This window comes from Cupriavidus basilensis, from assembly GCF_000876015.1.
Classification (GTDB): Bacteria; Pseudomonadota; Gammaproteobacteria; order Burkholderiales; family Burkholderiaceae; genus Cupriavidus; species Cupriavidus basilensis_B.
Genome location: NZ_BBQM01000001.1, coordinates 1 through 26,234, shown reverse-complemented (window position 1 = coordinate 26,234; position 26,234 = coordinate 1). Strand labels below are relative to the sequence as shown.

The window sequence follows — 26,234 nt, the reverse complement described above, 5'->3', positions numbered from 1 at the left end:
GGGCGGAAGCCTGGCGGTTCACGAAATGTACGCCTGGGATTGACCTAGGGGAAACCCTGATTCAGTCAATACACTGTTCTGCAAAAGAAACAATGTGCGCGGAACCAAGCTGCATATGCACCAGTCGCCGCGCGCCATCTCGTATGGGTTTAACGGATGAGGCGTATGCGCCGTGTACCGGGGCGGGCTCCGGGCTTGTATCCGTTTCTTACACGCGCCCGCGCCGGCCAGCCGGCCGTAGACTGGCGCGTCTAGCCAGCCCCCAACGCCGCCGCGCGGAAACTCCCTATAATCGAACGATCGTTCACATCCCGGGCGCCGGTCGCGGCGCCCGCCGTGGTTCAGGAGATACCATGCCCGCCGCCAGACAATTGCCGAAGGTCCTGCAGAACCTCACCCTGCCCGTCATTGCCTCGCCGATGTTCATCGTCAGTTATCCGGAGCTGGTGCTGGCGCAGTGCAAGGCGGGCATCGTCGGTTCCTTCCCCGCGCTGAACGCGCGCCCGGCGGAGGTGCTGGGCGACTGGCTGACGCAGATCGAGGAGGAGCTGGCCAGCTTCCGCGCGGCCAACCCGGGCGCGCCGGTGGGGCCGGTGGCGGTGAACCAGATCGTGCATGCGTCCAACGTGCGGCTGGAGCATGACATCAAGGTGTGCGTGGACCACAAGGTGCCGATCTTCATCACCTCGCTGCGCGCGCCGCCCAGGGAGATGATCGACGCGGTGCACGGCTACGGCGGCATCGTGCTGCACGACGTGATCAGCATCCGCCATGCGCAGAAGGCCATCGAGGCCGGCGTGGATGGCCTGATCCTGGTGGCGGCCGGCGCGGGCGGGCACGCGGGCACGCTGTCGCCGTTCGCGCTGGTGGGCGAGGTGCGCAAGATCTTCGACGGCGTGATCGCGCTGTCGGGGTCGATTGCCACCGGCGAGGCGGTGCTGGCCGCGCAGGCGATGGGCGCGGACTTCGCCTACGTGGGCACGCGCTTCATCGCTTCGCGGGAGGCGCACGCGAGCGAGCAGTACAAGCAGTCGATCACCACGTCGGCCGCGGCGGACATCATCTACACCAACCTGTTCACCGGCGTGCACGGCAACTACATCCGCGAGAGCATCGTGGCGTCCGGGCTGGACCCGGAGAACCTGCCGGAAGCGGACAAGAGCAAGATGGATTTCTCCAGCGGCGCGTCCAAGGCGAAGGCGTGGAAGGACGTGTGGGGCGCGGGCCAGGGCGTGGGCCAGATCCACGATGTCCCGGCCGCCGGCGAGATCGTGGCGCGCATGAAGGCCGAGTACGACGCGGCGCGCGCGCGCCTGGGGCTGGCGGTCTGAGCGCGAAGCGGCCGCCCGCCGGCTCCGGCGCCAACGCCGACGCAGACACTGACGCCGGCGCCAATGCCGGTACCGGCGCCGCCGTGCGCAGCCACCGCGAGCGGGTGCTGCGCGCGCTGTTCGTCGCGCTCGGCGCGCTCAGCCTGCTGCTGGGCATCGTCGGCATCTTCCTGCCGGTGCTGCCGACCACGCCGTTCGTGCTGCTGGCCGCGGCGTGCTTCGCGCGCGGCTCGGAGCGTTTTCATGCGCGGCTGCTGGCGCATCCGCGGCTGGGGCCGCTGGTGCATGACTGGCAGCAGCACCACAGCGTGCCGCTGCGCGCCAAGTGGCTGGCCATCGGCACCATGTGGCCGTCGATGGGCGCCACGGCGTGGCTGCTGCGCGAGCGCCCGTTCATCTCGGTTGCCTTGCTGGCCTGCGCGGCGGCCGTGACCGCGTGGCTGCTGTGGCTGCCGACGCGCCCGCGCGGCGGCTATCCGCCGTCCGCCACGGACGGCGAGGCCTGAGCGCCCGGTTCAGGCCGCTTCGTTTGCCCGCGCGGCCACCGCCAGCGCGCGCGCCCTGTACCAGCCGAAGTAAGCCACCGTCAGCACCGCCAGGAAGGGCACGCCGAACACCAGCGTCATGCGGAATGCCTGCGTGAACGCCGTGGTGAGCATCACGGCCAGCATCAGCCCCGCGCCGAGCAGCGTGAGCACCGGAAAACCCCACATGCGAAAGCGCAGCGGCGCGCCGCCCCGGGCATGCCACGCGCGGCGGAAGAAGTAGTGGGTGACGAAGATCATCATCCACGTGAACAGCGCGCCGAACATCGACACGGCCATCATGATGGTGAACGAGGCATCGGGATAGAAGATGCTCACCAGCGTGGCGATGGCGATGCCGCCGGTGGACAGCAGCAGCGCCGGCAGCGGCACGCCGCGCGCGCTGAGCTGGCCGAGCGGCCGCGGCGCGTAGCCGGCGCGAGAGAGGCTGAACATCATGCGCGTGGTGATGTAGAGCTGGCTGTTCATGGCCGACAGCGCGGCGATCAGCACCACGAAGTTGATGACGCCGGCCGCGCCGGGAATGCGGATGGCTTCCATGACCTTGACGAAGGGGCTCTGGTCGTGGCCGGCGGCCGTCCACGGCACGATGGCCAGCATCAGCGCGAGCGTGAGCAGGTAGAACAGCACCAGCCGCAGCATGGTGGAGCGGAACGCGCGCATGACGGCGCGCTCCGGGTCCTGCGCCTCGCCGGCGGCCACGGCGATCATCTCGATGCTCAGGTAGCTGAAGATGGAGACGATCACCGCCACCCACGTGCCGCCAATGCCGTTGGGAAAGAAGCCGCCGTGCGCGGTGTAGTGGTGGAAGCCGGCCTGCCGCGCGCCGTCGCCGACCAGCGTGGGCGCGCCGAAGACCACGTAGGCGCCGAGCAGGATGAAGCCGACGATGGCGGTGATCTTGATGACCGAGAACCAGTACTCCACCGCGCCGAAGATGTTGACGCTCAGCGCGTTGACCAGCACCAGCGCGCCCGAGAACGACACGATCCAGAACCAGCCCGGCACCGCCGGCAGCCAGTACTTCATGTAGAGTGCGGTGGCCGTGACCTCGGCCCCGACCGCCAGCACGATGCAGGCCCAGTAGGCATAGCGCACCAGGAAGCCGGCCAGCGGCCCGACGTAGTGCTCGGCATAGGCGCCGAACGAGCCGGAGGTCGGGTGCGCGACCGTCATCTCGGCCAGGCAGCCCATCAGCAGCAGCGCGATGCACGCGCCGATGGCGTAGCTCACCAGCACGCTCGGGCCGGCAAAGCCGATGGCGAAACCGCTGCCGAGGAACAGCCCGGTGCCGACCGCGCCGCCGATGGCGATCATGGTCATCTGGCTGGCGCTGAGGCTGCGCCGCAGCCCTTTCTCGCGCTCGACGATCTGCTGGAACTGCTGCGGGGGCTTTGTCATGGCTTGTCTCCTTCGGGTGCTGGGTGCTCCGCGTGGTCCCCTGCTCGGGGCCAGGGGGCTGGATGATGCAGGGCGCCGCGGCTCAGAACACGTGGCGGATGCCGAGCGCCACGCCGGTCTGGTTGCCGCGCCCGGGCAGTTCCGTGGCGGCGCCGCCGCTGACGATGTTGTGGTCCACCGTGCCGTACAACTGCGTGCGCCGCGACAGCGCGTACTCGGCCAGCGCCACACCCGTGTAGCGCCTGCCGCCGTTGCCGGCGATGCCGTTGGCGTTGCGGATGCGGTCGTAGTAGAAGACGGCGGTCAGCGTAAGCGCCGGCGCTATCTGATAAGCGAGGCCGGCGTACACGGTATCGTCCCGGCGCGGGTTGGCCGTGATGGTGCCGTGGGCGACGGCGCGGGCGGCATCGTTGAGCGCGGCGTCGAGCGAGCCGGTGGCGTCCCGGCCGCCGAGGTAGCCGAGGAAATACCTGCCGGCGCCCGCCGCGTAGCGCGCGGCCGCGCCCCACATGCGCTGCGCGTTGCTGGCGGCGTCGCGCGTTTCCTGGTACACGCCGCCCACGCTGACGGCGCCGGCGGTGTAGGCGGCGCGCGCGCCCCAGTACGCGTTGCGGCCCACGCTGCCGGGCTGCTCGCCGAAGCCGTAGCTGGCGCCCACGTTGAGGCCGCCGAAGGTGCCGTCATAGCTGGCGGCGTTGTCGATGCGGCCGGCGGTGATGAAGTACGGCCAGTAGTTGGCGGTGTAATTGGCGATGGTGAGCGGGTCGAAGTCGCCGAACAGGTTGAAGCCTTCGGTGGACTGGCGGCCGAGCCGCAGCGTGCCGAGGCGGCCGGACAGGCCGACGTAGGCGTAGCGGCCGAACAGCCGGCCGTTCTGGTTGGTGTGGCCGGTCTGCGGGTCGAAGCCGTTTTCCAGGCGGAAGATGGCCTTGAGGCCGGAGCCCAGCGTTTCCTCGCCGCGCAGGCCAAAGCGGCTGTTGGTCACGGCGCCGTTGGCCAGCGCGACGTCGTGGTCGTTGGCGGCGTTGGCGTGGGTGGTGAAGCGCAGGCTCTGGTCGACGATGCCGTAGAGCGTGGCCGAGCCCTGTGCGCTGGCGCCGCCCGCGGCGAGCATGCCCGCCAATAGCGCGGGTCGGAATTTTCTCATTAATGCGTCTCCTCTCTTTTTTGTTTTTCCGGCTCCGCGCACCTCGCGGCGAACAGGCCAGCCTGATGCGCGGCACTGCATGCCAGCCAGTGCTTTTACGCTCAGGGAGAGGTATATTAACAAACAGATAATTGAATTTTCTTCGACTTTTTACCGCATCAAATCGTTTTGCGCTGCATTTATTTCGACAAATAACGATTTCGCGGTTAAATATTCAGAATGAAACTTGACCTGATCGATGTCCGCATCCTGCGCCACCTGACCCGCGACGGAAAAACCACCAACCAGGAACTGGCCGAGGCGGTGAACCTGTCCGCCTCGGCATGCTTCCGGCGGGTGAAGCTACTGGAAGAAGCCGGCGTGATCGCCGGCTACCGCTGTGTGCTCGACGCCAAGGCGCTGGGCATGGAGTTCGAGGCACTGGTGCAGGTGTCGATGCGCACCGACGTGGAGCGCTGGCACGAGAACTTCGTGCAGGCCTTGAACGACTGGCCGGAGGTGGTGACCGCACGGATCGTGTCGGGGCCTTCCAATTATGTGTTAACTGTGCGGGCACGGAGTTTAGAGCATTATTCTGAGTTTGTTGTCGATCGGTTGCATAAGGCGCCGGGGGTTATGGCTATTAATTCTCATATTGTTTTGGCTACAGTTAAGAGGACGGGGTCTGTTCTTGATATCTTGGAGATTTGATCTTTCCCTAGGAAAAAACTTAAATTCAACGGCCTAATGTCAAGATCAAAATCAAATTCAAAGTCAAAGTCAAAGGCTTTCGCTCCCCCGGAGCGACCTACTTTCTTTTCCCCGAAAAGAAAGTAGGCAAAGAAAGCGGGCTGCCTGGCCGGCAGGGGCAGAAACGTTGGGGTTTCTTGTTGTTGGTGGTTTCGTCGTGGGGCCTGCGGTTCTGCTGGCATCCTGCCGTTACCGGTTCGGCTGGCCACGATCTGGCTGGCGGTATGGGTTGCGGGGTCAGACTTATGATGGCGGGCGCACTGCCTGTTCGGCCATCTGCCGTTACCGGTGCTGGCGGTCACGGCATAGCACCGGCACTGGTTTCGTGGTGGGCGTGGTGGACCCCACGCGGGTGTACTGGGTTGCTTTGAACCGGATTGCCTCTCAAGTCAAAACCGTTTGGCACTGAGATCGACTGGGGGCCACCACGCCCACCACGAAACCAGCCCCGTCCCTATGACGCACCCATCCGCCCCGGTCGCGGCAGCAGCCCGAAGAGCCTGGGCCACCGCCATCATGCAGCGCCACCACGAATCGAACACCACCCGAGAGAACGTGGCCACCAAAACCGGTACCGGCAGAATCCCAGCAGAACCACCACCCCCACCACGAAACCACCAACAACCAGCATCCCTGTTCGGCTCTGCCCCTGCCGGCCAGGCAGCCCGCTTTCTTTGCCTACTTTCTTTTCGGGGAAAAGAAAGTAGGTCGCTCCGGGGGAGCGAAAGCCTTTGACTTTGACTTTGAAGTTGATTTTGACTTTGACGTCCAGCCGTTGACGTTACGCCGTTGAAGCTGCCTTTGAAGCCAAGCAGCACAAATAAACCACTCCCCCCTCACTCATAACTCCTAGCATCCTCAATAACCCTCCCATCCTGCGGCAACGCCCCCACTGCCACAAACCGTACCTCCCCACGCAACCGCAACACCTCCCGCACCGATTCCCCGATCGCGCGGGCCAGGCTCTCGTCATTCCCCACAGCCTCGCAATGCAGGGTCATCACATCGGCTCCCACGCGGCCCGTGACGATGAGGCGAGCGGCCCGCACTTCGGGATGCCGCCGCATGACCTCCCCAACCTGCCCGGGATGCACAAACATCCCTTTGACCTTGGTGGTCTGGTCGGCGCGGCCGAGCCATCCCTTGAGCCGCAGGTTGGTGCGCCCGCACGGGCTGGCGCGCTCGGCGGAGCCGGCCACGAAGGCGGAGAGGTCGCCGGTGCCGAAGCGGATCAGCGGATAGTCGCCGTTGCCGAGCACCGTCACCACCACCTCGCCGACCTCGCCGTCGGGCATCGGCTGCGTGCCGCCGGGCTCGACGATCTCCACCAGCACGCCTTCGTCCACCACCCAGCCGTCCGCGCCTTCGCTCTCGTAGGCGACCAGGCCGACGTCGGCGCTGCCGTACATCTGCTGCACGCGGATGCCGCGCTCGCCGAACCACGCGCGCAGCGAGGGGGGCAACGCTTCGCCGGAGACGAGTGCCTTGCGCAGGCTGGTGCACGGCAGGCCCATCTCGTCGCCCTTCTCCAGCAGGATGCGCAGGAACGAGGGCGTGCCGGCGTAGGCGGCCGGCTGCAGGCTGGCCAGCGCCTGCACCTGCGATTCGGTCTGGCCCACGCCGGCCGGGAACACGCAGCAGCCCAGCTTGTGCGCGCCGCTTTCCATCATCATGCCGGCCGGCGTGAAGTGATAGGAGAAGGTGTTGTAGACCAGATCCCCGGCGCGAAAGCCCGCGGCGAACATGGCGCGCGCGATGCGCCACCAGTCCGCGCCGTGGCCGTCCGGCTCATGGATGGGGCCGGGCGACTGGAAGATGTGGCGCAGCCCGCCCAGCGGCGTGGCGTTGAGCCCGCCGAGCGGCGGCGCGGCACGCTGGCGCTGCGTGAGCTCGGACTTGCGCGTCACCGGCAGCGCGGCCAGCGCCGCGCGCGAATCGAGCGCGTCCGGGTCCACCTCGCGCAGCAGTTGCGCGAAGTACGGCGCGTGCGCCTTGGCGTGGGCCACCTGCCGGCGCAGGTCCGCCAGCAGGGCCTGCGCGCGCGCGGCGGGCGCGCGCGTTTCCAGCGAATCGAAGTGTTCGGACATGGTTTGCGTATGAGTCGCGTGAATAGGGGCGATGCGGAAATCAGGCGAGCCAGCGCTTCCGGCGGCGATAACTCTTGACGTCGCGGAACGAGCTGCGCCCGCCGCCCTCGCCGTCGTTGGCCGCCACGCCGAGGTAGAACTCCTTCACGTCCTCGTTGGAGCGCAATGCCTCCGCGGCACCGTCCATCACCACGCGGCCGTTCTCGAGGATGTAGCCGTAGTCGGCGTAGCGCAGCGCCACCATCGTGTTCTGCTCGGCCAGCAGGAAGCTGACCTTCTCGCGCTGGTTGAGGTCGCGCACGATCTCGAAGATCTCTTCCACGATCTGCGGCGCGAGGCCCATCGAGGGCTCGTCGAGCAGGATCATGCTGGGCTTGGCCATCATGGCCCGGCCGATCGCGCACATCTGCTGCTCTCCGCCGGAGGTGTAGCCGGCCTGCGACTTGCGGCGCGTCTTCAGGCGTGGGAAATAGGCGTAGATGCGCTCCAGCGCGTCGCGCGTCTCGGCGCGCGAGAGGCCGCGCGTGTAGGCGCCGGTGAGCAGGTTTTCTTCCAGCGTGAGGTGGGCGAAGCAGTGGCGCCCTTCCATCACCTGGATCACGCCGCGCCTGACCAGCGCGTTGGGCGTGAGGCGGTCCACGCGGTCGCCGCGGTATTCGATGGAGCCCTTGGTGACGTCGCCGCGCTCGGCATGCAGCAGGTTGGAGATGGCCTTGAGCGTGGTGGTCTTGCCCGCGCCGTTGGCGCCCAGCAGCGCCACGATCCGGCCTTCCGGCACGTCGAGCGAGACGCCCTTGAGCACCAGGATGACGTGGTCGTAGATGACTTCGATGTTGTTGACGGACAAGAGGGTCATGGTACGGCTCGGTTGGTGGTTCTTTCTGGCTGCGCCTGGCGTTTTCCTGCTCTCCTCTCCCACTTCATGGGAGAGGGGAGCAAACCCACAGCATCAGGCCATCACGACTTCATGCACCCCGGCGTGATTCCCTTCTCCTTGGCGAACTGCGCGGCGGTGGCCTTGAACAGCGGGTGGATCAGGTTCTTGTTGCCTTCGATCCAGTCGGACACCACGGTCCACCTGGTGCCGTCCCATTGCTGGATCTTCACCTTGCCGGAGCCTTCGTGGTTGTCGCAGCTGGTCTTGATCTCGGGCAGCAGGCCGGTGGCGCCGAGCTGCTGCAGGCGCGCGCTGGTGAGGTTGAGGTTCTCGAAGGCCCAGCGCATGTCGTCGCCGCTCATGACCTTGCCCTTGCCGTATTTGGCCTGCGCCACGCGGATGGCTTCCACCGTGACCACGGCGGCGGACACGCCGCGGTTGTAGAGCACGGAGCCGACCTTGTTGCGGTCCTGCATGTTGCCCTTGCCGGCGCCGTAGACCACCTTGTCGATGTCGGCGATGACGGGCACGGTCTTGCCGGCCACGTTCCAGGTGGCGCTCATGTAGCCCTTGGCGGCGTCGCCGGCGGGCACGGTGTCTTCCTCGGAGCCGGCCCACCACGAGCCGATCATCTTGTCGCGCGCGTAGCCGACCTTCTGCGCGGCCTTGAGCGCGGTCTGGTTCATCACGCCCCAGCCCCAGAAGATCACGTAGTCGGGATTTTCCTGGCGGATCTTGAGCCACTGCGCGCCCTGCTCGTTGCCGGGGTGCGCCACCGGGATCTCGACCAGGTTGAACTTGCCGAGCTTGGCCTCGGCTTCCAGCGCGACGATGGGTTCCTTGCCGTAGGCGGAGTCGTGGTACAGGTAGACGATCTTCTTGCCGGCGAGCGAGCCGCCGTTCTTGCCGGCCAGGAACTTGACGATGGCCGAGACCTGCATCTGGTACGTGGTCACGAGCGGGAAGGCATAGGGGAACACCGAGCCGTCCACCGCGTCGGTGCGGCCGTAGCCCATCATCACCAGCGGCACCTTGTCGGCCGAGGTCTTGTCCACCAGCGCGTAGGAGATGCCGGTGGACATGGTGTGGTACGCGGTGCCCTTGCTGGCCGCGCTCTTGGACTTCAGGCGCTCATAGCATTCCACGCCCTTGGCGTTGTTGTACTCGGTCTCGCATTCTTCCCAAGAGAGCTTGACGCCGTTGACGCCGCCGTCCTTGAGGTTGACGTAGTTGAGGTAGTCGATGAAGCCGCCGTAGAAGGACTGCCCGTTGGCGCCGTACGGCCCCACGCGGTAGCTGGGCAGCGCCACGAACTGCTCGCCGCTCTGGGCCTGCGCGGCCGGCGGCGCCAGCAGCGCGGCGCACGCGCCCGCGGCCACGGCGATGCGCCGCAGGTTGCGAATCAGGATGGTCATGACAGTCTCCTTCACCTTGGCAGGTGTGTGTTTGTTATGGAATACCCGTTTTGCTTGGTCCGACCTCGAAATCTCGTCAATGTCTCAATGCGGGAACGGCCACAGCCGCAGCTTTTCCTTGGCGATCTGCCACAGCCGCGCGAGCCCGTGCGGCTCCACCACCAGGAAGAAGATGATGAGCGCGCCGAACACCATCAGCTGGATGTGCGACACCGCCGCGTTGGTGAACGGCAGGTGCAGCAGCGCGGCCAGCGGCGGCAGCACGTTGTCCAGGAAGATCGGCAGCAGCAGGATGAAGGCCGCGCCGAGGAAGGCGCCGAGGATGCTGCCCACGCCGCCGATGATGATCATGAACAGCACGCGGAACGACAGGTCCAGCGAGAAGCCGTCCGGCTCCACCGAGCCGAGGTAGCAGAACGCATAGAGCGCGCCGGCCACGCCGCAGTAGAACGAGCTGACGGCGAACGCCAGCAGCTTGGTGCGCATGAGCGGGATGCCGATCACCTCGGCGGCCACGTCCATGTCGCGCACCGACATCCACGCGCGGCCCGTGGACGAGCGCACCAGGTTCTTGGCCACCACCGCCAGCACCGTCACCAGCGCCAGCACGAACAGGTATTTCTTCACGGGCGTATCGATGGCGATGCCGAACAGCGCGAGCTTCTGCGCGGTGATCACGCCGGAGGAGCTGTTGTTGGAGAACCAGGGAAACTTGGTCAGCGCCCACACCACGAAGAACTGCGCGGCCAGCGTGGCCACGGCGAGGTAGAAGCCCTTGATGCGCAGCGACGGCAGGCCGAACGCCACGCCGACCAGCGCGGCGGACAACCCCGCCAGGATGAACGTGAGCAGCACCGGCAGCCCTTCGATGCGCAGCTGGAAGTTGTACGCGGCGTAGGCGCCCACCGCCATGAACGCGGCGGTGCCGAGCGAGAGCTGGCCGGCGTAGCCGGTCAGGATGTTGAGGCCGAGCGCGGCCAGCGCGAAGATCAGGAACGGGATCAGGATGGCGGAGAACCAGTATTCCGACGCGGTGAACGGAATCGCCACGAAGGCCACCGCCATCAGCACGGCGAAGCCGATGCGGTCCTGGCGGATCGGGAATACCTGGCTGTCGGCCTCGTAGGTGGTCTTGAACTGGCCGGCTTCACGATAGAACATGGGCTTGTCTCCTGTTGGGGCCGTGCCGCTCAGACGCGGTCGATGTGTTTCTCGCCGAACAGCCCCTCGGGCCGCACCAGCAGGAAGAGCAACGCGAACACGTAGGGGAACCACCCTTCGATGCCGCCGAAGTTGCCGCCGAACGCGGACTGGAACACCGGCGGAATGTAGATCTCGGCCAGCTTCTCCGACGCGCCGATGATGAGCCCGCCGACAATGGCGCCCGGCACCGAGGTGAAGCCGCCCAGGATCAGCACCGGCAGCGCCTTGAGCGCCGTCAGCGTCAGCGCGAACTGCACGCCATTGCGCGAGCCCCACAGCATGCCCGCCACCAGCGCGACGAACCCCGCCACGCCCCACACGATGGCCCAGATATGCTGCAGCGGAATCCCCAGCGACAGCGCCGCCTGGTGGTCGTCCGCCACCGCGCGCAGCGCGCGGCCGACCTTGGTGAACTGGAAGAACAGCGCCAGCGCGCCGACCAGGATGCCGGCGATGGCCGCCGCGGCGAGGTCGAACTTGGACAGCACGATGTTGAAGCGCGTGAGGATGGCCTCGATCGGCTCGTCGACGATGCCGAGGTTGATCGGCCGCACTTCGTTGCCGAACAGCAGCGGCCCCAGCCCTTCGAGGAAGAACGACAGGCCGATGGTGGCCATGAACAGCGTGATGGGCGGCTGGTTGACCAGCTTGCGCAGCACGAAGCGCTCGGTGCTGATGCCCACCACCAGCATCACGCCGAACGCGCCGATCACCGCGGCCCACATCGGCAGGCCCTTGTCCATCAGCCCCACCACCGCGAGCGCGGCGAAGTAGACCATCGCGCCCTGGGCGAAGTTGAACACGCCCGAGGCCTTGTAGATCAGCACGAAGCCGAGCGCCACCAGCGAGTACATCAGTCCCGACAGCAGGCCGCCGATCAGGATCTCGAAGAAGAACGTCATGGTGTTCCTTGTTCCCTGTTACCTGGATCCCGCGCGTCAGTGCCCGGCGCCGAGGTAGGCGCGGATCACGTCCGGGTTGGCCTTGACCACGTCGGGCGTGCCGTCGCCGATCTTCTTGCCGTAGTCGAGCACCACCACGCGGTCGGAGATGTCCATCACCACGCCCATGTCGTGCTCGATCAGCACGATGGTGGTGCCGAACTGGTGGTTCACGTCGAGGATGAAGCGGCACATGTCCTGCTTTTCTTCCACGTTCATGCCGGCCATCGGTTCGTCGAGCAGCAGCATGGACGGCTCGGCCGCCAGCGCCCGCGCGAGTTCCACGCGCTTTTGCAGGCCGTAGGGCAGGCGCCCCACCGGGGTCTTGCGGATGGCCTGGATCTCCAGGAAGTCGATCACTTCCTCGACCTTGCGGCGGTGCCGCGTTTCCTCGTTGCGCGCCGGGCCCCACCACAGCGCGTTGGCCAGCAGGCCGCTGCGGAATTTGGTGTTGCGCCCGGTCATGATGTTGTCGAGCACGGTCATGCCCTTGAACAGCGCGATGTTCTGGAAGGTGCGCGCGATGCCCTGGCGCGCGGCCTCGGTCGGATGCATCTTGCGGCGTTCCTCGCCGCGAAAGACGATGCGGCCCTGCTGCGGGTGGTAGACCCCGTTGATGACGTTGAGCATGGAACTCTTGCCCGCGCCGTTGGGGCCGATGATGGCGCGGATCTCGTGCTCGCGCACGTCGAACGAGATGTCCGTGAGCGCCTTCACCCCGCCGAACGAGAGCGAAATGTTCTGCAGGTCCAGGATCACGTCGCCGGCCTGGCGCGCGTGCGCCTGCGCGGCCTGCGCATCCTCCCGCGGAGACTCCGCCGCGATCGCCGCGGCGGACGCGCCGCTCCATGCGGGCTGGCCATCGCCGCCGCGCGCTACGCCTTGCCATGCCATCTGCGTCATCCTTGCGTCCCCGCTCATGCCGCGCGCGCCGCGCCGGCGGCCGGCGGGAAGCGCTTCACATCGACCAGCTTCAGGGTGGCCGAGACGCTGCCTTCGCGTCCGTCCTCGAACTTCACGCGCGTCTCGATGAACTGTTCGCCGCGGCCGGCGAACAGCGCATCGACCAGCGCGGCGTATTTCTCCGCGATAAAGCCGCGCCGCACCTTGCGCGTGCGCGTGAGCTCGTCGTCGTCGGGGTCGAGCTCCTTGTGCAGGATCAGGAAGCGCGCCACCTGCGAGCCGGCCAGCATGGCGTCGGCCGCGAGGTCCGCGTTCACCTGCGCCACGCACTCGCCGATCATGGCGATCACCTCGGGCTGCGCGGCCAGGTCGATATAACCGGCATACGGCAGGTGGCGCCGCTCGGCCCAGTTGCCCACCGCGTCGAAGTCGATGTTGATGAACGCGCAGACGCGCTCGCGCCCGGTGCCGAAGGCCACCGCTTCCTTGATGTAGGGGAAGAACTTGAGCTTGTTCTCGATGTACTTGGGCGCGAACATCGCGCCGTCGGCGAGCTTGCCCACGTCCTTGGCGCGGTCGATGATCTTGAGGTGGCCGTCGGCGTCGATCACGCCAGCGTCGCCGGTCATGAAATAGCCTTCGTCGTTGATGGCCTCGCGGGTGGCGTCGTCGCGCTTGTAGTAGGACTTGAGCAGGCCCACGCCGCGCACCAGCACCTCGCCGTTGTCGGCGATGCGGATCTCCATGCCGGGCGCGGCCGGGCCGACCGAGTCGAACTTGACCTTGCCGTCGGGCTGCAGGCAGACGTAGGCGCAGGTCTCGGTCTGGCCGTAGAACTGCTTGAGGTTGACGCCGATGGAGCGGTAGAAGCGGAACAGGTCCGGGCCGATGGCCTCGCCGGCGGTGTAGCCCACGCGGATGCGGCTCATGCCGAGCACGTTGCGCAACGGCCCGTAGATCAGCGCTTCGCCGGCGGCGTAGCGCAGGCGCTCGGCCAGCGGCACCGGGCGGCCGTCGAGGATGTCGGTGCCGCAGCGGCGCGCCACGTTCATGGCCCAGCGGAACAGGCGCCGCTTGGCCCAGCCCGCGTCTTCCATGCGGATCATCACCTGCGTGAGCAGGTTCTCGTAGATGCGCGGCGGCGCGAAGTAATAGGTAGGGCCGATCTCGCGCAGGTCGGTCATCACGGTGTCGCGCGACTCGGGGCAGTTCACCGTGAAACCGGCCACCAGCGCCTGCGCGTAGGAGAACAGGTTGTCGCCGACCCACGCCATCGGCAGGTAGGACAGCACGTCGTCGCCGGGCACCAGGCCGTCGAACGCGCAGCCGTTGCGCGCCGCGCCGATCAGGCCGCGGTGCGAATGGCACACGCCCTTGGGCTTGCCGGTGGTGCCGGAGGTGTAGAGGATGATGGCGGTGTCCTCGGGCGAGCCGGCCTCGACCGCGGCATCGAAGAAACCAGGGTTGGCGCGGTCGAACTCGCGGCCGATCTCCTGCAGGCGCGCATACGACATCAGCGCCGGATGGTCGTAGCCGCGCAGCCCGCGCGGGTCTTCGTAGACGATGTGGCGCACGGCGCGCTGCGCCTGGACTTCGAGCAGCTTGTCGACCTGCTCCTGGTCCTCGACGATGGCGAAGTCGATCTCGGCGTCGTCGAGCACGTAGACCATCTCGCCGCCGATGGCGTCCTGGTACAGCGGCACGGGCACGCCGCCGAGCGCCTGCGCGGCGCTCATGGCCCAGTACAGGCGCGGGCGGTTGTCGCCCACCACCGCGAGGTTCATGCCGCGCGCAAAACCGAGCGCGGCCAGCCCGCAGGCGAGCGCGCGCACCTCCTGCGCGGCCTGCGCCCAGCTGTAGGTCTGCCAGATACCGAGGTCCTTCTCGCGGTAGGCCGGGCTTCCGGGCCGCTGCTGGGCATGCGCCAGCAGCAGGCGCGGGAAGGTCGTCGCCGACGGTTCCTGCATCGCTGTCTCCTTTCCCTCGGCGGCGGGGCTCCGCGGCCGGTGTCAAGCCTGCTTCCGCTGGTTATACTTGGCCTGTTTTGCCCGCCGGCGGCCCTGCGGCTGCCGCGTCGCAACAAGCCCGCCGCGCCTGTCCTGGCGCGCACTCGCGGTTCGTGGTGATCGTAAGATAGTTCATGCCATTTCCCCCGGTTGTCACGCCGGTGACAATTCGGGGTTAATCCCTACGGGAAGGGTTTTCAGCTAATGCTTAACGATTTCGTGGACCGCTGCGTGTGGGCGGCCGACCTCACGCCCGAGCAGCGCGACCGCGTGCGCCGCGCGATGTGCGTGCGCGAGTACAGCCAGGGCGACTACGTCTGCCACAAGGGCGACGTGGCCGAGCACTGGCTGGGCGTGCTCGAAGGCATCGTCAAGATCACCACGGTGTCGCCCTCGGGCAAGTCGGTGACGTTCACCGGCGTGCCCACCGGCGGCTGGTTCGGCGAGGGCGCGGTGCTCAAGCGCGAGATCCGCAAGTACGACGTGATGGCGCTGCGCCGCTCGCGCATCGCCTTCCTGCCGCTCGACACCTTCCAGTGGCTGCTCGATACCAGCCTGCCGTTTACGCGCTTCCTGCTCACGCAGTTCAACGAGCGGCTCGGGCAGTTCATCGCCGCGGTGGAATACGAGCGCCTGCTCGACATCGACTCGCGCGTGGCGCGCGCGGTGTCGTCGCTGTTCAACGAGCACCTGTATCCGGGGCTGGGCACCACGCTGGAAATCTCGCAGGAGGAGATCGGCCTGCTGGCGGGCATCTCGCGCCAGCGCGCCAACCAGGCGCTCAAGGTGCTGGAGCAGCAGGGGCTGGTGAAGGTGGACTACGGCGTGATCGAGGTGCTGGACCTGGAGGGGCTGCGGCAGTACGGAGAGTGACGCTCCGGGTTGCTTCCCCGCGGCGCCGGCTACCGCCGCCGTGCGTCAGGATGATGACGGCGGCGGGCCGATGCGCGCCGCGCGACAGGGCCGCATCCGGCGGGCATGCGCGTCACGCCGCTCCTATACAATCGCGCCTCGTCTCCCAGCGTCCTCCGACAAGTATCCCCATCATGCGAAAGGCTTTCCTGGCCGCCCTGGCGGCGCTGACCTGCGGCGCGTCCGCGCTGGCCGCCACCGAGATCCGCGGCGCGGGCTCCACCGCCGCCGCGCCCATCTACCGCGTCTGGGCGGACGGCTACAAGGCCGCCACCGGCGTCACGCTCCAGTACGACGCGGTCGGCTCGGGCGAGGGCCTCAAGCGCGTGCGCGCCGGGCAGGTGGACTTCGGCGCGTCGGACGTGCCCATGCCGGAGGCGGAAGCGAAGAAGGCCGGGCTGGTGTTCGTGCCGTCGGTGGTGACGGGCGCGGTGCCGGTGGTCAACCTGCCCGGCGTGCCGCAGGGCAGGCTCAAGCTCACCGGCGAGGTGCTGGCGGCGATCTTCCTGGGCAAGCTCACGGCCTGGGACGCGCCGGAGATCCGCGCGCTCAACCCCGGCGTCGCGCTGCCGCGCCTGCCGATCCGCCCGGTGGTGCGCGCGGACGGCTCGGGCACCACCTACCATTTCAGCAGCTACCTGAGCGCGGTCAGCGCGGACTGGAAGGCCACCTACGGCACCCAGTCCACCTTGCCGTGGCCGTCGTCCTTCACCGCCGCGCGCGGCAGCAGCGAGGTGGTCGGCGCCGTGCAGGGCACGGCCGGCACCATCGGCTACGTGGACTACAACTACGTGCTCGACGCCGGCCTCAACGCCGTGCAGCTGCGCAACGCGGCCGGGCGCTTCGTGCCGGCGCAGGTCGACAACTTCCGCGAGGCGGTGGTGCAGAGCGAGTGGAACCAGAAGGGCAACTTCACCGCGAGCCTGGTGAACCAGCCGGGCGCCAACGCGTGGCCGATCACGATGGGCACCTTCATCGTGGTGCCGGCGGTCAGCCAGAGCGGCGCGCGCACGCTCGATGCGCTGAAGTTCGTCACCTGGGGCTACCTGCGCGGCGACGACCTGGCGCGCGAGGCGAAGTTCGTGCCGCTGCCCGAGCGCGTGCAGGCGCGCGCCTACCGCGAGCTGGCGCGCGTGACCGACCGCTCGGGCGCGCCGATCGGCCTGAGCAGCATCGGCGCGCCGGGCCGCTGACGCGCGGGCCGCCCCGCTGCCGGGCGGCGACCACGGGGTGGCAACTACAAGGTGACGACGATCTTGCCGACCTGCGCGTTGGACTCCATGTAGCGGTGCGCCGCGGCCATGTCTTCGAAGGCGAAGGTCTTGTCCACCACCGGGCGCAGCTGGCCGGAGGCGAGCCCGGCGTTGACGAAGTCGCGGGCCTTGCCGAGCCGCTCCGGATCGGTGGTGATCTCGAACAGCTCGTAGCCGCGCAGCGTCAGGTGCTTGCCGAGCAGGTCCATCACCGGCACCGGGATGTCGCCAGTGTCGAGCGCGCCGTACTGGAAGAAGATGCCGCCCGCGCACAGCGCCTTGAACAGCCTGGCAGCCTCCGGCCCGCCGACCGGGTCGAACGCCATACGCGCGCCGGCGCCGCCGGTGATGCGCGCCACCTCGGCAACGAGATCCTGCTCCTGCGTGGCGATGACGTGCGCCGCGCCGGCGTCCAGCAGCGCCTGCCGCTTGCCGCTGCCGCGCGTCAGCGCCACCGGCACCGCGCCCGCCATCCTGGCGATCTGGATCGCGGCCAGGCCCACGCTGCTGGAGGCCGCGCGCACCAGCACGGTCTCGCCGGCGCGCAGGTTGCCGAGTTCGACCAGCGCGCCGTAGGCGGTGACGAACATCATCCACGCCGCGGCGGCATCGACGAACGACAGGCCGCGCGGGTGCTTCACCACCGCATGCGCGGGCGCGTTGACGAGCTCGCCGTACATACCGTAGTCGGCGAACGAGAAGGCGGGCACCACGCTGACCTCGTCGCCGGGCGCGAAGCCCGCCACGCCGGCGCCGACCGCATCGACCACGCCGGCGGCTTCATAGCCCAGGCGGGCCGGAAAACGCGGCTCGATCACGTATTGCCCGCTGCGGTACATCACTTCGGCACGGTTCAGGCCGATTGCCTTGACGCGGATGCGCACTTCGCCGGCGCCGGGCGCGGCCACTTCCACTTCATGCAGCTCCAGCACCTCGGGACCGCCGGTGCGGTTGAACTGATAGACCTTTGGCATTGCGTCGTTCTCTTGGCGAATCTGGCGGTTGTCTGAAAATGAAGCGAAGCGGGGAACGGCGGTCAGAACGCGTAGCGGCGCATGCCGCCGTCGACCAGCATCACCGTGCCGGTGATGTAGCGCGCCCGCGGCGACACCAGGAACGCCACCGCGTTGGCCACGTCCTCGGGCTCGCCGAAGTCGCGCAGCGCGATCTCGCGCTCGGCGAACTTGCGGCGCTCGTCGCCGGGGTACAGGCGGCGGATCTGCGCGGTGTCGATCAGGCCGGGCTGCACGCAGTTGACCGTGATGCCGTGCTGGCCGAGCTGCTCGGACAGGCCCTTGGACCAGACCACGAGGCCGGCCTTGGCCACCATCGCGGCATTGACCACTTCCGGCTCGAGGTTGCCGGACAGGCTGACGATGGCGCCCGACTTGCGTTCGAGGAAATTGGGCAGCAGCGCCTGGGTGAGCTGGCGGTGGCGGTCGAAGTTGAGCGTCATGCCTTCGAGCCATTGCGCCTCGGGGGCGTCCACGCCCATCGGGCGGCTGCCGCCGGCGTTGTTGACGAGGATGTCGACGTGGCCGAGCCGCGCCAGCGCGGCGTCGGCGATGCGGCGCGGGCCGTCGTCGGCGACGAAGTCCTGCACCAGCAGGACGGGGTCGGCGCCGCCGGCGGCGACGATCTCGTCGGCCAGGCTGGCGAGCAGCGCTTCGTCGCGCGCGGTCGCCAGCACCCTGGCGCCCTCGGCGGCCAGCGTCCTGGCGATGGCGCGGCCGATGCCCTGGCTGGCGCCGGTGACGACGGCGGTCTTGCCGCTGAGCTGCAGGTCCATCTTGTTTCCCGGTTCGGTGCCGCGTGGGCGGCAAATGCGATTGGCAGGCGAGCGCAGGCGCCGACCTCGTCGCCCGGCCGTGGCATGCGAAGACCCGCGAAGACCAGCAAGGACCGGCACTGCCCGCGGCGGGAATCTACGCGCAATGCCCGCGCCGATAAACGCGCGCCGGCGAACTTGACTATTGCCGTGGCAATAACAATGGCGCGCGGCCGGCGCTCAGGCCAGCCCGCGCTCGACGAACAGCGCCTCCAGCCAGCCGATGAACGCATCGACCTTGGGCGGCCGGTGGCGGCGCTGCGTCATGACCACGGAGATCGGCCTGGGCACCGGCTTGCAGTGCGGCAGGACCTCGACCAGCTGGCCGGCGTCGATGTAGGGCTGCAGCGCGGGCCGCAGGCCCTGCAGCAGGCCGAGTCCGGCCAGCCCGCAGGCGTGGAACGCTTCGGAGTCGTCCACCACGATGTCGCTGGGCACCTGCCTGGTGACGATGCGGTCGCCCGCGTCGAACTGCCATTCGAGCGTGCGCCGGCCGTGCTGGACCAGGAAGTTGACCGCAACGTGGCGGTCGAGGTCGTCGAGCGAGGCCGGCGTGCCGTGCCGGGCCAGGTAGCCGGGCGAGCCGCACGTCACCATCGGGATGGTGCCGATGCGGCGCGCCACCAGGCTGGAATCGGCCAGCTCGCCGAGGCGCACGGCGCAGTCCACGCCTTCGCCGATCAGGTCGACGTGGTGGTCGGATGAGCGCAGCACGAGCTCGATGGCGGGATAGCGCCGGCGGAAGTCGGGCAGCGCCGGCACGATGATGGCCTTGGCCACCGCCGTGGGCATGTCCAGGCGCAGCTTGCCCTTGGGCGGGCGCGTCGGCGAGAACAGCGCGAGCGTGTCGGCGAAGTCGCCGAGCAGCTGGGTGCAGCGCTGGTAGAACTCCTCGCCTTCCTCGGTCATGCTCAGCTTGCGCGTGGTGCGGTGGAGCAGTTGCACGCCCAGCTCGCGCTCGAGCTGCTGGATGGCCTTGGTCACGGCGGGGCGATGGAACTGATTGGCCTGCGCGGCGCGCGCGAAGCTGCCGTGATCGACCACCTGGACGAAGATTCCCATCGCTTCGAACATATTCATGCTTGCCTTGTCCTGTCTGAAATCTGAAAGTTGCCGGCGCGCGCCATTTTCGTTCATTGCCCGCGCGCGGGCGGGACGCGGCTTCGCGTGCGCTCTTTCGTGCGGCTTTCTTGTGCGGTTTTTTGTGCGGACTCGCGCACCAGAATGGATCATCGCCGCGCCGCCACTGCGACAACATGCCGCAGGTGACAGCGCCGCATCGGGCACCGCATTAATCGTTTGAAATATTTCGCCCGGACAATGTCGGGAAAACCCTGCGTAGCCGGGATAGAATCACCTATCTGCGTATCGGTAGGCGCACTCACGCCACGCATCGTGAGGCCCCGGCGGCACGTTCCTTGCTCGCTTCTGCGGCATGACTGCCACCGTCCCGAAACGCCCGACACCGGGCTGCCTCGTGCCCCGCGCCAGGAACCAAACTCCGGCGCAGGCTGCCTGAGCGTTCGTTGCCCGGTATTTCATTTCCCTATCATCCTCTTGTAATCATCTGACCTGTCAGCTATCTTCGCATCCACAATCGCAATTGCCGCCGGATTTCCGGCGTAGGCGCCTGCTGGCGGGCGCTCTCACTCAACCGTATCGGCTGACCCACGCGACCGCAGAATGGACGGTCCGGCGGTCGAGCGGGTCTCGCAGTCTTTCAATCTTCTAGGAAATCGCAATGCAACGATCGCGCATCACGCGTGCTTTGATTCTGGGCGTGCCGGGGATTGCCCTGGCCGCGCTCGCCGGATGCGGCAAGAAAGAACAGGCGGCCGCGGCACCGCAGCCGCCGCAGGTCGGGGTGGTCACGCTGGCGCCGGAGTCGGTCATGGTGGACTCCGAGCTGCCGGGCCGCACCACCGCCTACCTCGTCGCCGAAGTGCGGCCGCAGGTCGACGGCATCATCCAGCACCGGCTGTTCAAGGAAGGCAGCGACGTCAAGCAGGGTCAGCAGCTGTACCAGATCGACCCGTCCACCTACGACGCCGCCTACAAGAGCGCGCAGGCCACGCTGGAATCGAGCCGGCTGCTGGCCGAGCGCTACGGCAAGCTGGTCGCCGACGAGGCGGTCAGCAAGCAGGCCGCGGCCGAGGCCAAGGCGTCGTTCCTGCAGGCGCAGGCCGCCGTGCAGCGCGCCGAGATCAACCTGCGCTACACCAAGGTGCTGGCGCCGATCTCCGGGCGCATCGGCCGCTCCAGCGTGACCCAGGGCGCGCTGGCGGTCAACGGGCAGGCCACCGCGCTGGCCACGGTGCAGCAGATCGACCCGATCTTCGTCGACGTGACGCAGCCCTCGTCCACGCTGCTGCGCCTGCGCCGCGAGCTGGCCGACGGCAAGCTCGACGGCGCCGGCGCCAACGCGGCCAAGGTGAACCTGCGGCTGGAGGACGGCACGACCTACCCCGAGACCGGCCGGCTCGAGTTCTCCGAGGTGTCGGTGGACCAGGGCACCGGCTCGGTGACGCTGCGCGCGGTGTTCCCGAACCCGAACCACGTGCTGCTGCCGGGCATGTTCGTGCACGCGCGCCTGAGCGAAGGCGTCAAGGCCAACGCGATCCTGGCGCCGCAGGTCGGCGTCACGCGCGACCTCAAGGGCCAGGCCACCGCGCTGGTGGTCAACGCCAAGGACGAGGTCGAGCTGCGCACGCTCACCACCGAGCGCGCGGTCGGCGACAAGTGGCTGGTGAGCAGCGGCCTGAACGCCGGCGACCGCGTCATCGTCGAGGGCCTGCAGTTCGTGCGCCCGGGCGCCAAGGTCAAGGCGGTGCCGGCGGCCGCGCAGGCTTCCGGCAACGCGCCGGCCGCCGCCGCGCCGGCCAAGTCCTGAGCACGCGCCCGAGCAAGGAACAAGGGATAAGGAATCCTCCATGTCTAAATTCTTCATCGATCGCCCGATCTTCGCGTGGGTGATCGCGCTGGTCATCATGCTCGCCGGCGTGCTGTCGATCCGGGCACTGCCGATCAGCCAGTACCCGGCGATCGCGCCGCCGACCATCGCCATTTCGGTCAACTACCCCGGCGCTTCCGCCGAGACGGTGCAGGACACGGTCGTGCAGGTCATCGAGCAGCAGCTCAATGGCCTGGACCGCCTGCGCTACATCTCGTCGGAAAGCAATTCCGACGGCAGCATGACCATCACCGTGACCTTCGAGCAGGGCACCAACCCCGACATCGCGCAGGTGCAGGTGCAGAACAAGCTGCAGCTGGCCACGCCGCTGCTGCCGCAGGAAGTCCAGCAGCAGGGCATCCGCGTGACCAAGTCGGTGCGCAACTTCCTGCTCATCGTGGGCCTGATCTCGACCGATCCGAAAGTGACGCGCGAGGACTTGTCGAACTACATCGTCTCGAACATCCAGGATCCGCTGTCGCGCACCTACGGCGTGGGCGACTTCCAGGTGTTCGGCTCGCAGTACGCGATGCGCGTGTGGATCGACCCGGCCAAGCTCAACAGCTTCCAGCTCGCGCCGCTCGACGTCAGCAACGCCATCAAGGCGCAGAACGTGCAGGTGGCCTCCGGCCAGCTGGGCGGGCTGCCGGCGGTCAAGGGCCAGCAGCTCAACGCCAGCGTGATCGGCAAGACCCGCCTGCAGACCAGCGAGCAGTTCGGCAACATCCTGCTCAAGGTCAACCCGGACGGCTCGCAGGTGCGCCTGAAGGACGTGGCGCAGGTGGAGCTGGGCGGCCAGGACTACAACATCAACGCGCTCTACAACGGCCAGCCGGCTTCCGGCATCGCCGTGCGCCTGGCCAGCGGCGCCAACGCGCTGGAGACGGTCAAGGCGATCCGCCAGACGCTGGACCAGCTGCAGCCGTTCTTCCCGCAGGGCATGAAGGTGGTGTACCCGTATGACACCTCGCCGGTGATCTCGGGCTCCATCCACGAGGTGGTGAAGACGCTGCTCGAAGCCATCGTGCTGGTGTTCCTGGTGATGTACCTGTTCCTGCAGAACGTGCGCGCCACGCTGATCCCGACCATCGCCGTGCCGGTGGTGCTGCTGGGCACGTTCGGCGTGCTGGCGGCGTTCGGCTACTCGATCAACACGCTGACCATGTTCGGCATGGTGCTGGCGATCGGCCTGCTGGTGGACGATGCCATCGTGGTGGTGGAGAACGTCGAGCGGGTGATGGCCGAGGAAGGACTGTCGCCCAAGGAGGCCGCGCGCAAGTCGATGGGGCAGATCCAGGGCGCGCTGGTGGGCATCGCGATGGTGCTCTCGGCGGTGTTCCTGCCGATGGCGTTCTTCGGCGGCTCGACCGGCGTGATCTACCGCCAGTTCTCGATCACCATCGTCTCGTCGATGGTGCTGTCGGTGCTGGTGGCGCTGGTGCTGACGCCGGCGCTGTGCGCGACCATGCTCAAGCCGATCGACAAGGGCGACCACGGCGAGCACAAGCGCGGCTTCTTCGGCTGGTTCAACCGCAAGTTCATCTCCACCACGCAGAGCTACGAGCGCAGCGTGCAGGGCATCCTGCGCCGGCGCATTCCGTTCCTGCTGCTCTACGTGGCGATCGTCGCGGCGATGGCCTTCCTGTTCACGCGCATCCCGACCTCGTTCCTGCCGGAAGAAGACCAGGGCGTGCTGTATGCCCAGGTGCAGACGCCGCCGGGCGCGACCGCCGAGCGCACGCAGAAGGTGCTCGACCAGATGCGCGAGTACCTGCTCAAGGACGAAGGCAAGGTGGTGGACTCACTGTTCACGGTCAACGGCTTCAACTTCGCCGGCCGCGGCCAGAACTCGGGCCTGGCGTTCATCCTGCTCAAGCCGTGGGAAGAACGCAGCGGCGAGAACACCAGCGTGTTCGACCTGACCCAGCGCGCGCAGCGCAAGTTCGCCTCGTTCCGCGATTCGCTGTCGTTCGCGTTCGCGCCGCCCGCGGTGCAGGAGCTCGGCAACGCCACCGGCTTCGACCTCTACATGCAGGACCAGGCGGGCCTGGGCCACCAGGCGCTGATGAACGCGCGCGACAAGTTCCTGCAGCTCGCGTCGAAGAACCCGGTGCTGCAGCGCGTGCGCCCGAACGGCCTGAACGACCAGCCGCAGTACATGCTGGAGATCGACGACGAGAAGGCGCGCGCGCTGGGCCTGTCGCTGTCGGACATCAACAACACGGTGTCGATCGCGTGGGGCTCGAGCTACGTCAACGACTTCATCGACCGCGGCCGCGTCAAGCGGGTCTACCTGCAGGGCCAGCCCAACTCGCGCATGAACCCGGACGACGTGGACAAGTGGTTCGTGCGCAACGACAAGGGCACGATGGTGCCGTTCTCGGCCTTCGCCACCGGCCGCTGGGGCTACGGCTCGCCCAAGCTGCAGCGCTACAACGGCGTGCCGGCGGTGGAAGTGCTCGGCGAGCCGGCCGCGGGCCGCAGTTCGGGCGAGGCGATGGCCGCCGTCGAGGAAATCATGAAGCAGATGCCGCCGGGCATCGGCTATGCGTGGACCGGCCTGTCGTATGAAGAGCGGCTGTCCGGCTCGCAGGCGCCGGCGCTGTACGCGCTGTCGCTGCTCGTGGTGTTCCTGTGCCTGGCCGCGCTGTACGAAAGCTGGTCGATCCCGTTCTCGGTGATGCTGGTGGTGCCGCTGGGCGTGATCGGCGCGCTGCTGGCCACGCTGCTGCGCGGGCTGTCCAACGACGTGTTCTTCCAGGTGGGCCTGCTGACCACGGTCGGCCTGTCGGCCAAGAACGCGATCCTGATCGTGGAATTCGCCAAGGAGCTGCATGAGCAGGGCAAGGGTCTGGTCGAATCCGCGGTCGAGGCCTGCCGCATGCGGCTGCGCCCGATCATCATGACCTCGCTCGCGTTCATGCTGGGCGTGGCGCCGCTGGCGGTATCGAGCGGCGCCGGCGCCGGCAGCCAGCACGCGATCGGCACGGGCGTGATCGGCGGCATGGTGACGGCCACGGTCCTGGCCATCTTCTGGGTGCCGCTGTTCTTCGTCGCGGTGGGCGCGCTGTTCAAGCGCAAGCCCCACGACGACGCCGCCCCCATCAAAACGGAAGCGCTCCAATGAAAAAACACGTGATTGGCCTGGCCGCCGCGGCGGCGCTCGCTGCGCTGTCCGGTTGCAGCCTGATTCCGCACTACGAGCGCCCGGCCGCGCCGGTGGCGGGCGCCTACCCGCAGGGCCCGGCCTACCCGCAGGCCGCCCCCGCCCAGGCGCCGCAGGCGACCGAACTCGGCTGGCGCGATTTCTTCGCCGACCCGCGCCTGCGCCGCCTCATCGAGACGGCGCTCGACAACAACCGCGACCTGCGCGTGGCCGCGCTCAACGTCGAGGCCTACCGCGCGCAGTACCGCATCCAGCGCGCCGAGCTGTTCCCCGAGGTGGACGCCAGCGGCTCGGGCTCGCGCCAGCGCGTGCCGGCCGACCTGTCCACCACCGGCCAGCGCGTCATCAGCAGCAGCTACGGCGTGTCGCTCGGCACCACCGCGTGGGAGCTCGACCTGTTCGGGCGCGTGCGCAGCCTGAGCACCGCCACGCTGGAACGCTACTTCGCCAGCCAGGAAGCCATGCGCGGCACCCACGTCGCGCTGGTCGCCAGCGTGGCGGACGCCTACCTGACGCTGCGCGCCGACGAGGCGCTGCTGAAGCTCACGCGCGACACGCTCGGCACCTACGAGCGCAGCTACCGCCTGACCAAGCGCAGCTACGACGAAGGCGTGGCCTCACGCCTGGACCTGCGCCAGGCGCAGACCAGCGTGGAAACCGCGCGCGCCAGCCTGGCACGCTACACGCGCCAGGTCGCGCAGGACGAGAACGCGCTGCTGGTGCTGCTCGGCACCGCCAGCATGCCGGCCGACCTGCCGCCAGGGCTGGACCTCGACCAGAAGCTGCTGGCCGAAGTCCCGGCCGGCCTGCCGTCCGACCTGCTGCAGAACCGGCCCGACATCCTCTCGGCCGAGCACCAGCTGCTGTCGGCCAACGCCGACATCGGCGCGGCGCGCGCGGCGTTCTTCCCCAGCATCAGCCTGACCGCCTCCGCCGGCACGGCCAGCAACCAGCTCTCCGACCTGTTCTCGGCGGGCTCGGGCACCTGGCTGTTCCAGCCGCACATCAACCTGCCGCTGTTTACCGCGGGCAGCCTGTCGGCAAGCCTGGACTACGCGCGCATCCAGAAGGACATCAACGTGGCGCAGTACGAACGCACCATTCAGACCGCCTTCCGCGAAGTCGCCGACGGGCTGGCCGCGCGCGGCACGTTCAGCGAGCAGCTCCAGGCGCAGACGCGGCTGGTCGACGCCACGCAGGACTACTACAAGCTGGCCGAGCAGCGTTACCGCACCGGGGTCGACAACTACCTGACCGTGCTCGACGCGCAGCGCCAGCTGTATAGCGCACAGCAGGTGCTGATTGGCGACCGGCTCAACCAGTTGAGCAGCGAGGTCAATCTGTACAAGGCGCTTGGAGGTGGGTGGAAGGATGTGGTTGGGGGGGCCGGGACGCCGGCTTCGTAGGGGGGAGGCTGGGCTCCTTGTTCTAGCTGCTGTGGGCCTGGCGGCTCGGGCTTGATTGGTGGTTCGAGCTTGGGGTCCTTGTTCTAGCTTTCGTGGGTCTTTAGGCTCGGGCGGTTTTGGTGCTTGAACCCAAA

General features: G+C 67.9%; 20 protein-coding genes. 8 read left to right on the top strand and 12 right to left on the bottom strand.

What is annotated here, in order from left to right:
- Positions 1-353: 353 nt before the first annotated feature.
- Together KF708C_RS00100 and KF708C_RS00095 are read left to right on the top strand one after the other, a co-directional pair.
- Positions 354-1,331 (top strand): NAD(P)H-dependent flavin oxidoreductase, encoded by a 978-nt coding sequence (locus KF708C_RS00100; protein WP_059410360.1) that lies wholly within the window; start codon positions 354-356, stop codon positions 1,329-1,331.
- Between the two features lie 83 nt (positions 1,332-1,414).
- A complete protein-coding gene (locus KF708C_RS00095; protein WP_020206945.1) occupies positions 1,415-1,837 on the top strand; it encodes a YbaN family protein in 423 nt (140 codons plus the stop codon).
- Positions 1,838-1,846: 9 nt separating this feature from the next.
- On the opposite strand, the gene KF708C_RS00090 is transcribed toward KF708C_RS00095, so the two are convergent.
- Both KF708C_RS00090 and KF708C_RS00085 read right to left on the bottom strand, forming a co-directional pair.
- Entirely contained in the window at positions 1,847-3,277 is a 1,431-nt protein-coding gene (locus KF708C_RS00090) for an amino acid permease (RefSeq protein ID WP_059410359.1), read from the bottom strand.
- An 82-nt stretch (positions 3,278-3,359) separates the two neighbouring features.
- Entirely contained in the window at positions 3,360-4,424 is a 1,065-nt protein-coding gene (locus KF708C_RS00085; protein ID WP_059410358.1) for a porin, read from the bottom strand.
- Positions 4,425-4,643: 219 nt separating this feature from the next.
- On the opposite strand from KF708C_RS00085, the gene KF708C_RS00080 reads away from it, so the two are divergent.
- Positions 4,644-5,114: an Lrp/AsnC family transcriptional regulator gene (locus tag KF708C_RS00080; protein ID WP_020206949.1), complete on the top strand. Its 471-nt coding sequence runs from the start codon at positions 4,644-4,646 to the stop codon at positions 5,112-5,114.
- 875 nt (positions 5,115-5,989) lie between these two features.
- On the opposite strand, the gene KF708C_RS00075 is transcribed toward KF708C_RS00080, so the two are convergent.
- The 7 genes from KF708C_RS00075 to KF708C_RS00045 form a co-directional block, all read right to left on the bottom strand.
- Positions 5,990-7,240, bottom strand: a complete 1,251-nt coding sequence (locus tag KF708C_RS00075; RefSeq protein WP_020206304.1) for a phenylacetate--CoA ligase family protein — start codon at positions 7,238-7,240, stop codon at positions 5,990-5,992.
- A 40-nt stretch (positions 7,241-7,280) separates the two neighbouring features.
- On the bottom strand, positions 7,281-8,096 hold the full coding sequence (locus KF708C_RS00070) for an ABC transporter ATP-binding protein (protein ID WP_059410357.1): 816 nt from the start codon (positions 8,094-8,096) through the stop codon (positions 7,281-7,283).
- A 101-nt stretch (positions 8,097-8,197) separates the two neighbouring features.
- The gene (locus KF708C_RS00065) at positions 8,198-9,532 is read right to left on the bottom strand and encodes an ABC transporter substrate-binding protein (protein ID WP_059410356.1); all 1,335 of its coding nucleotides are present in this window, start codon (positions 9,530-9,532) and stop codon (positions 8,198-8,200) included.
- Positions 9,533-9,616: 84 nt separating this feature from the next.
- Complete coding sequence (locus KF708C_RS00060; RefSeq protein WP_059410355.1) at positions 9,617-10,693, bottom strand: branched-chain amino acid ABC transporter permease; 1,077 nt, start codon at positions 10,691-10,693, stop codon at positions 9,617-9,619.
- A gap of 29 nt (positions 10,694-10,722) precedes the next feature.
- Positions 10,723-11,637 (bottom strand): branched-chain amino acid ABC transporter permease, encoded by a 915-nt coding sequence (locus KF708C_RS00055; protein WP_020206308.1) that lies wholly within the window; start codon positions 11,635-11,637, stop codon positions 10,723-10,725.
- Between the two features lie 36 nt (positions 11,638-11,673).
- Positions 11,674-12,579: an ABC transporter ATP-binding protein gene (locus KF708C_RS00050; RefSeq protein WP_020206309.1), complete on the bottom strand. Its 906-nt coding sequence runs from the start codon at positions 12,577-12,579 to the stop codon at positions 11,674-11,676.
- A 14-nt stretch (positions 12,580-12,593) separates the two neighbouring features.
- Entirely contained in the window at positions 12,594-14,546 is a 1,953-nt protein-coding gene (locus tag KF708C_RS00045) for an AMP-dependent synthetase/ligase (RefSeq protein WP_059410354.1), read from the bottom strand.
- A gap of 243 nt (positions 14,547-14,789) precedes the next feature.
- On the opposite strand from KF708C_RS00045, the gene KF708C_RS00040 reads away from it, so the two are divergent.
- Entirely contained in the window at positions 14,790-15,458 is a 669-nt protein-coding gene (locus tag KF708C_RS00040) for a Crp/Fnr family transcriptional regulator (RefSeq protein WP_020206311.1), read from the top strand.
- Positions 15,459-15,631: 173 nt separating this feature from the next.
- Positions 15,632-16,690: a phosphate ABC transporter substrate-binding protein PstS gene (gene pstS, locus KF708C_RS00035; RefSeq protein WP_059410353.1), complete on the top strand. Its 1,059-nt coding sequence runs from the start codon at positions 15,632-15,634 to the stop codon at positions 16,688-16,690.
- A 44-nt stretch (positions 16,691-16,734) separates the two neighbouring features.
- Here pstS and KF708C_RS00030 read toward each other — a convergent pair whose 3' ends face one another.
- The 3 genes from KF708C_RS00030 to KF708C_RS00020 all read right to left on the bottom strand — a co-directional run bounded on the left by KF708C_RS00030 (position 16,735) and on the right by KF708C_RS00020 (position 19,658).
- Positions 16,735-17,724 (bottom strand): zinc-dependent alcohol dehydrogenase family protein, encoded by a 990-nt coding sequence (locus tag KF708C_RS00030; protein ID WP_059410352.1) that lies wholly within the window; start codon positions 17,722-17,724, stop codon positions 16,735-16,737.
- Positions 17,725-17,786: 62 nt separating this feature from the next.
- Entirely contained in the window at positions 17,787-18,539 is a 753-nt protein-coding gene (locus KF708C_RS00025; protein WP_020206314.1) for an SDR family NAD(P)-dependent oxidoreductase, read from the bottom strand.
- 219 nt (positions 18,540-18,758) lie between these two features.
- Positions 18,759-19,658, bottom strand: a complete 900-nt coding sequence (locus KF708C_RS00020) for a LysR family transcriptional regulator (RefSeq protein WP_029044302.1) — start codon at positions 19,656-19,658, stop codon at positions 18,759-18,761.
- Between the two features lie 661 nt (positions 19,659-20,319).
- Between KF708C_RS00020 and KF708C_RS00015 the strand changes: the two genes are divergently transcribed.
- From KF708C_RS00015 to KF708C_RS00005, 3 genes are read left to right on the top strand one after another with little or no spacing between them, the layout of a single operon-like run.
- Positions 20,320-21,468, top strand: coding sequence for an efflux RND transporter periplasmic adaptor subunit (locus KF708C_RS00015; RefSeq protein WP_029044303.1), 1,149 nt, complete (start codon positions 20,320-20,322; stop codon positions 21,466-21,468).
- Positions 21,469-21,508: 40 nt separating this feature from the next.
- Entirely contained in the window at positions 21,509-24,655 is a 3,147-nt protein-coding gene (locus KF708C_RS00010) for an efflux RND transporter permease subunit (protein ID WP_020206317.1), read from the top strand.
- Positions 24,652-26,100 carry an AdeC/AdeK/OprM family multidrug efflux complex outer membrane factor gene (locus KF708C_RS00005; protein WP_059410351.1) on the top strand — a complete coding sequence of 483 codons (1,449 nt, stop codon included), beginning with the start codon at positions 24,652-24,654 and terminating at the stop codon, positions 26,098-26,100. Before KF708C_RS00010 ends, KF708C_RS00005 begins: the two co-directional genes overlap by 4 nt.
- Positions 26,101-26,234 lie beyond the last annotated feature (134 nt).

What these genes read in the sequence shown, in the direction of transcription:
- KF708C_RS00100 (WP_059410360.1), top strand. Translation starts at nt 354, where the DNA reads ATGCCCGCCGCCAGACAATTGCCGAAGGTCCTGCAGAACCTCACCCTG.
- KF708C_RS00090 (WP_059410359.1), bottom strand. Translation starts at nt 3,277, where the DNA reads ATGACAAAGCCCCCGCAGCAGTTCCAGCAGATCGTCGAGCGCGAGAAA.
- KF708C_RS00085 (WP_059410358.1), bottom strand. Translation starts at nt 4,424, where the DNA reads ATGAGAAAATTCCGACCCGCGCTATTGGCGGGCATGCTCGCCGCGGGC.
- KF708C_RS00080 (WP_020206949.1), top strand. Translation starts at nt 4,644, where the DNA reads ATGAAACTTGACCTGATCGATGTCCGCATCCTGCGCCACCTGACCCGC.
- KF708C_RS00075 (WP_020206304.1), bottom strand. Translation starts at nt 7,240, where the DNA reads ATGTCCGAACACTTCGATTCGCTGGAAACGCGCGCGCCCGCCGCGCGC.
- KF708C_RS00070 (WP_059410357.1), bottom strand. Translation starts at nt 8,096, where the DNA reads ATGACCCTCTTGTCCGTCAACAACATCGAAGTCATCTACGACCACGTC.
- KF708C_RS00065 (WP_059410356.1), bottom strand. Translation starts at nt 9,532, where the DNA reads ATGACCATCCTGATTCGCAACCTGCGGCGCATCGCCGTGGCCGCGGGC.
- KF708C_RS00060 (WP_059410355.1), bottom strand. Translation starts at nt 10,693, where the DNA reads ATGTTCTATCGTGAAGCCGGCCAGTTCAAGACCACCTACGAGGCCGAC.
- KF708C_RS00055 (WP_020206308.1), bottom strand. Translation starts at nt 11,637, where the DNA reads ATGACGTTCTTCTTCGAGATCCTGATCGGCGGCCTGCTGTCGGGACTG.
- KF708C_RS00050 (WP_020206309.1), bottom strand. Translation starts at nt 12,579, where the DNA reads ATGACGCAGATGGCATGGCAAGGCGTAGCGCGCGGCGGCGATGGCCAG.
- KF708C_RS00045 (WP_059410354.1), bottom strand. Translation starts at nt 14,546, where the DNA reads ATGCAGGAACCGTCGGCGACGACCTTCCCGCGCCTGCTGCTGGCGCAT.
- KF708C_RS00040 (WP_020206311.1), top strand. Translation starts at nt 14,790, where the DNA reads ATGCTTAACGATTTCGTGGACCGCTGCGTGTGGGCGGCCGACCTCACG.
- pstS (WP_059410353.1), top strand. Translation starts at nt 15,632, where the DNA reads ATGCGAAAGGCTTTCCTGGCCGCCCTGGCGGCGCTGACCTGCGGCGCG.
- KF708C_RS00030 (WP_059410352.1), bottom strand. Translation starts at nt 17,724, where the DNA reads ATGCCAAAGGTCTATCAGTTCAACCGCACCGGCGGTCCCGAGGTGCTG.
- KF708C_RS00025 (WP_020206314.1), bottom strand. Translation starts at nt 18,539, where the DNA reads ATGGACCTGCAGCTCAGCGGCAAGACCGCCGTCGTCACCGGCGCCAGC.
- KF708C_RS00020 (WP_029044302.1), bottom strand. Translation starts at nt 19,658, where the DNA reads ATGAATATGTTCGAAGCGATGGGAATCTTCGTCCAGGTGGTCGATCAC.
- KF708C_RS00015 (WP_029044303.1), top strand. Translation starts at nt 20,320, where the DNA reads ATGCAACGATCGCGCATCACGCGTGCTTTGATTCTGGGCGTGCCGGGG.
- KF708C_RS00010 (WP_020206317.1), top strand. Translation starts at nt 21,509, where the DNA reads ATGTCTAAATTCTTCATCGATCGCCCGATCTTCGCGTGGGTGATCGCG.
- KF708C_RS00005 (WP_059410351.1), top strand. Translation starts at nt 24,652, where the DNA reads ATGAAAAAACACGTGATTGGCCTGGCCGCCGCGGCGGCGCTCGCTGCG.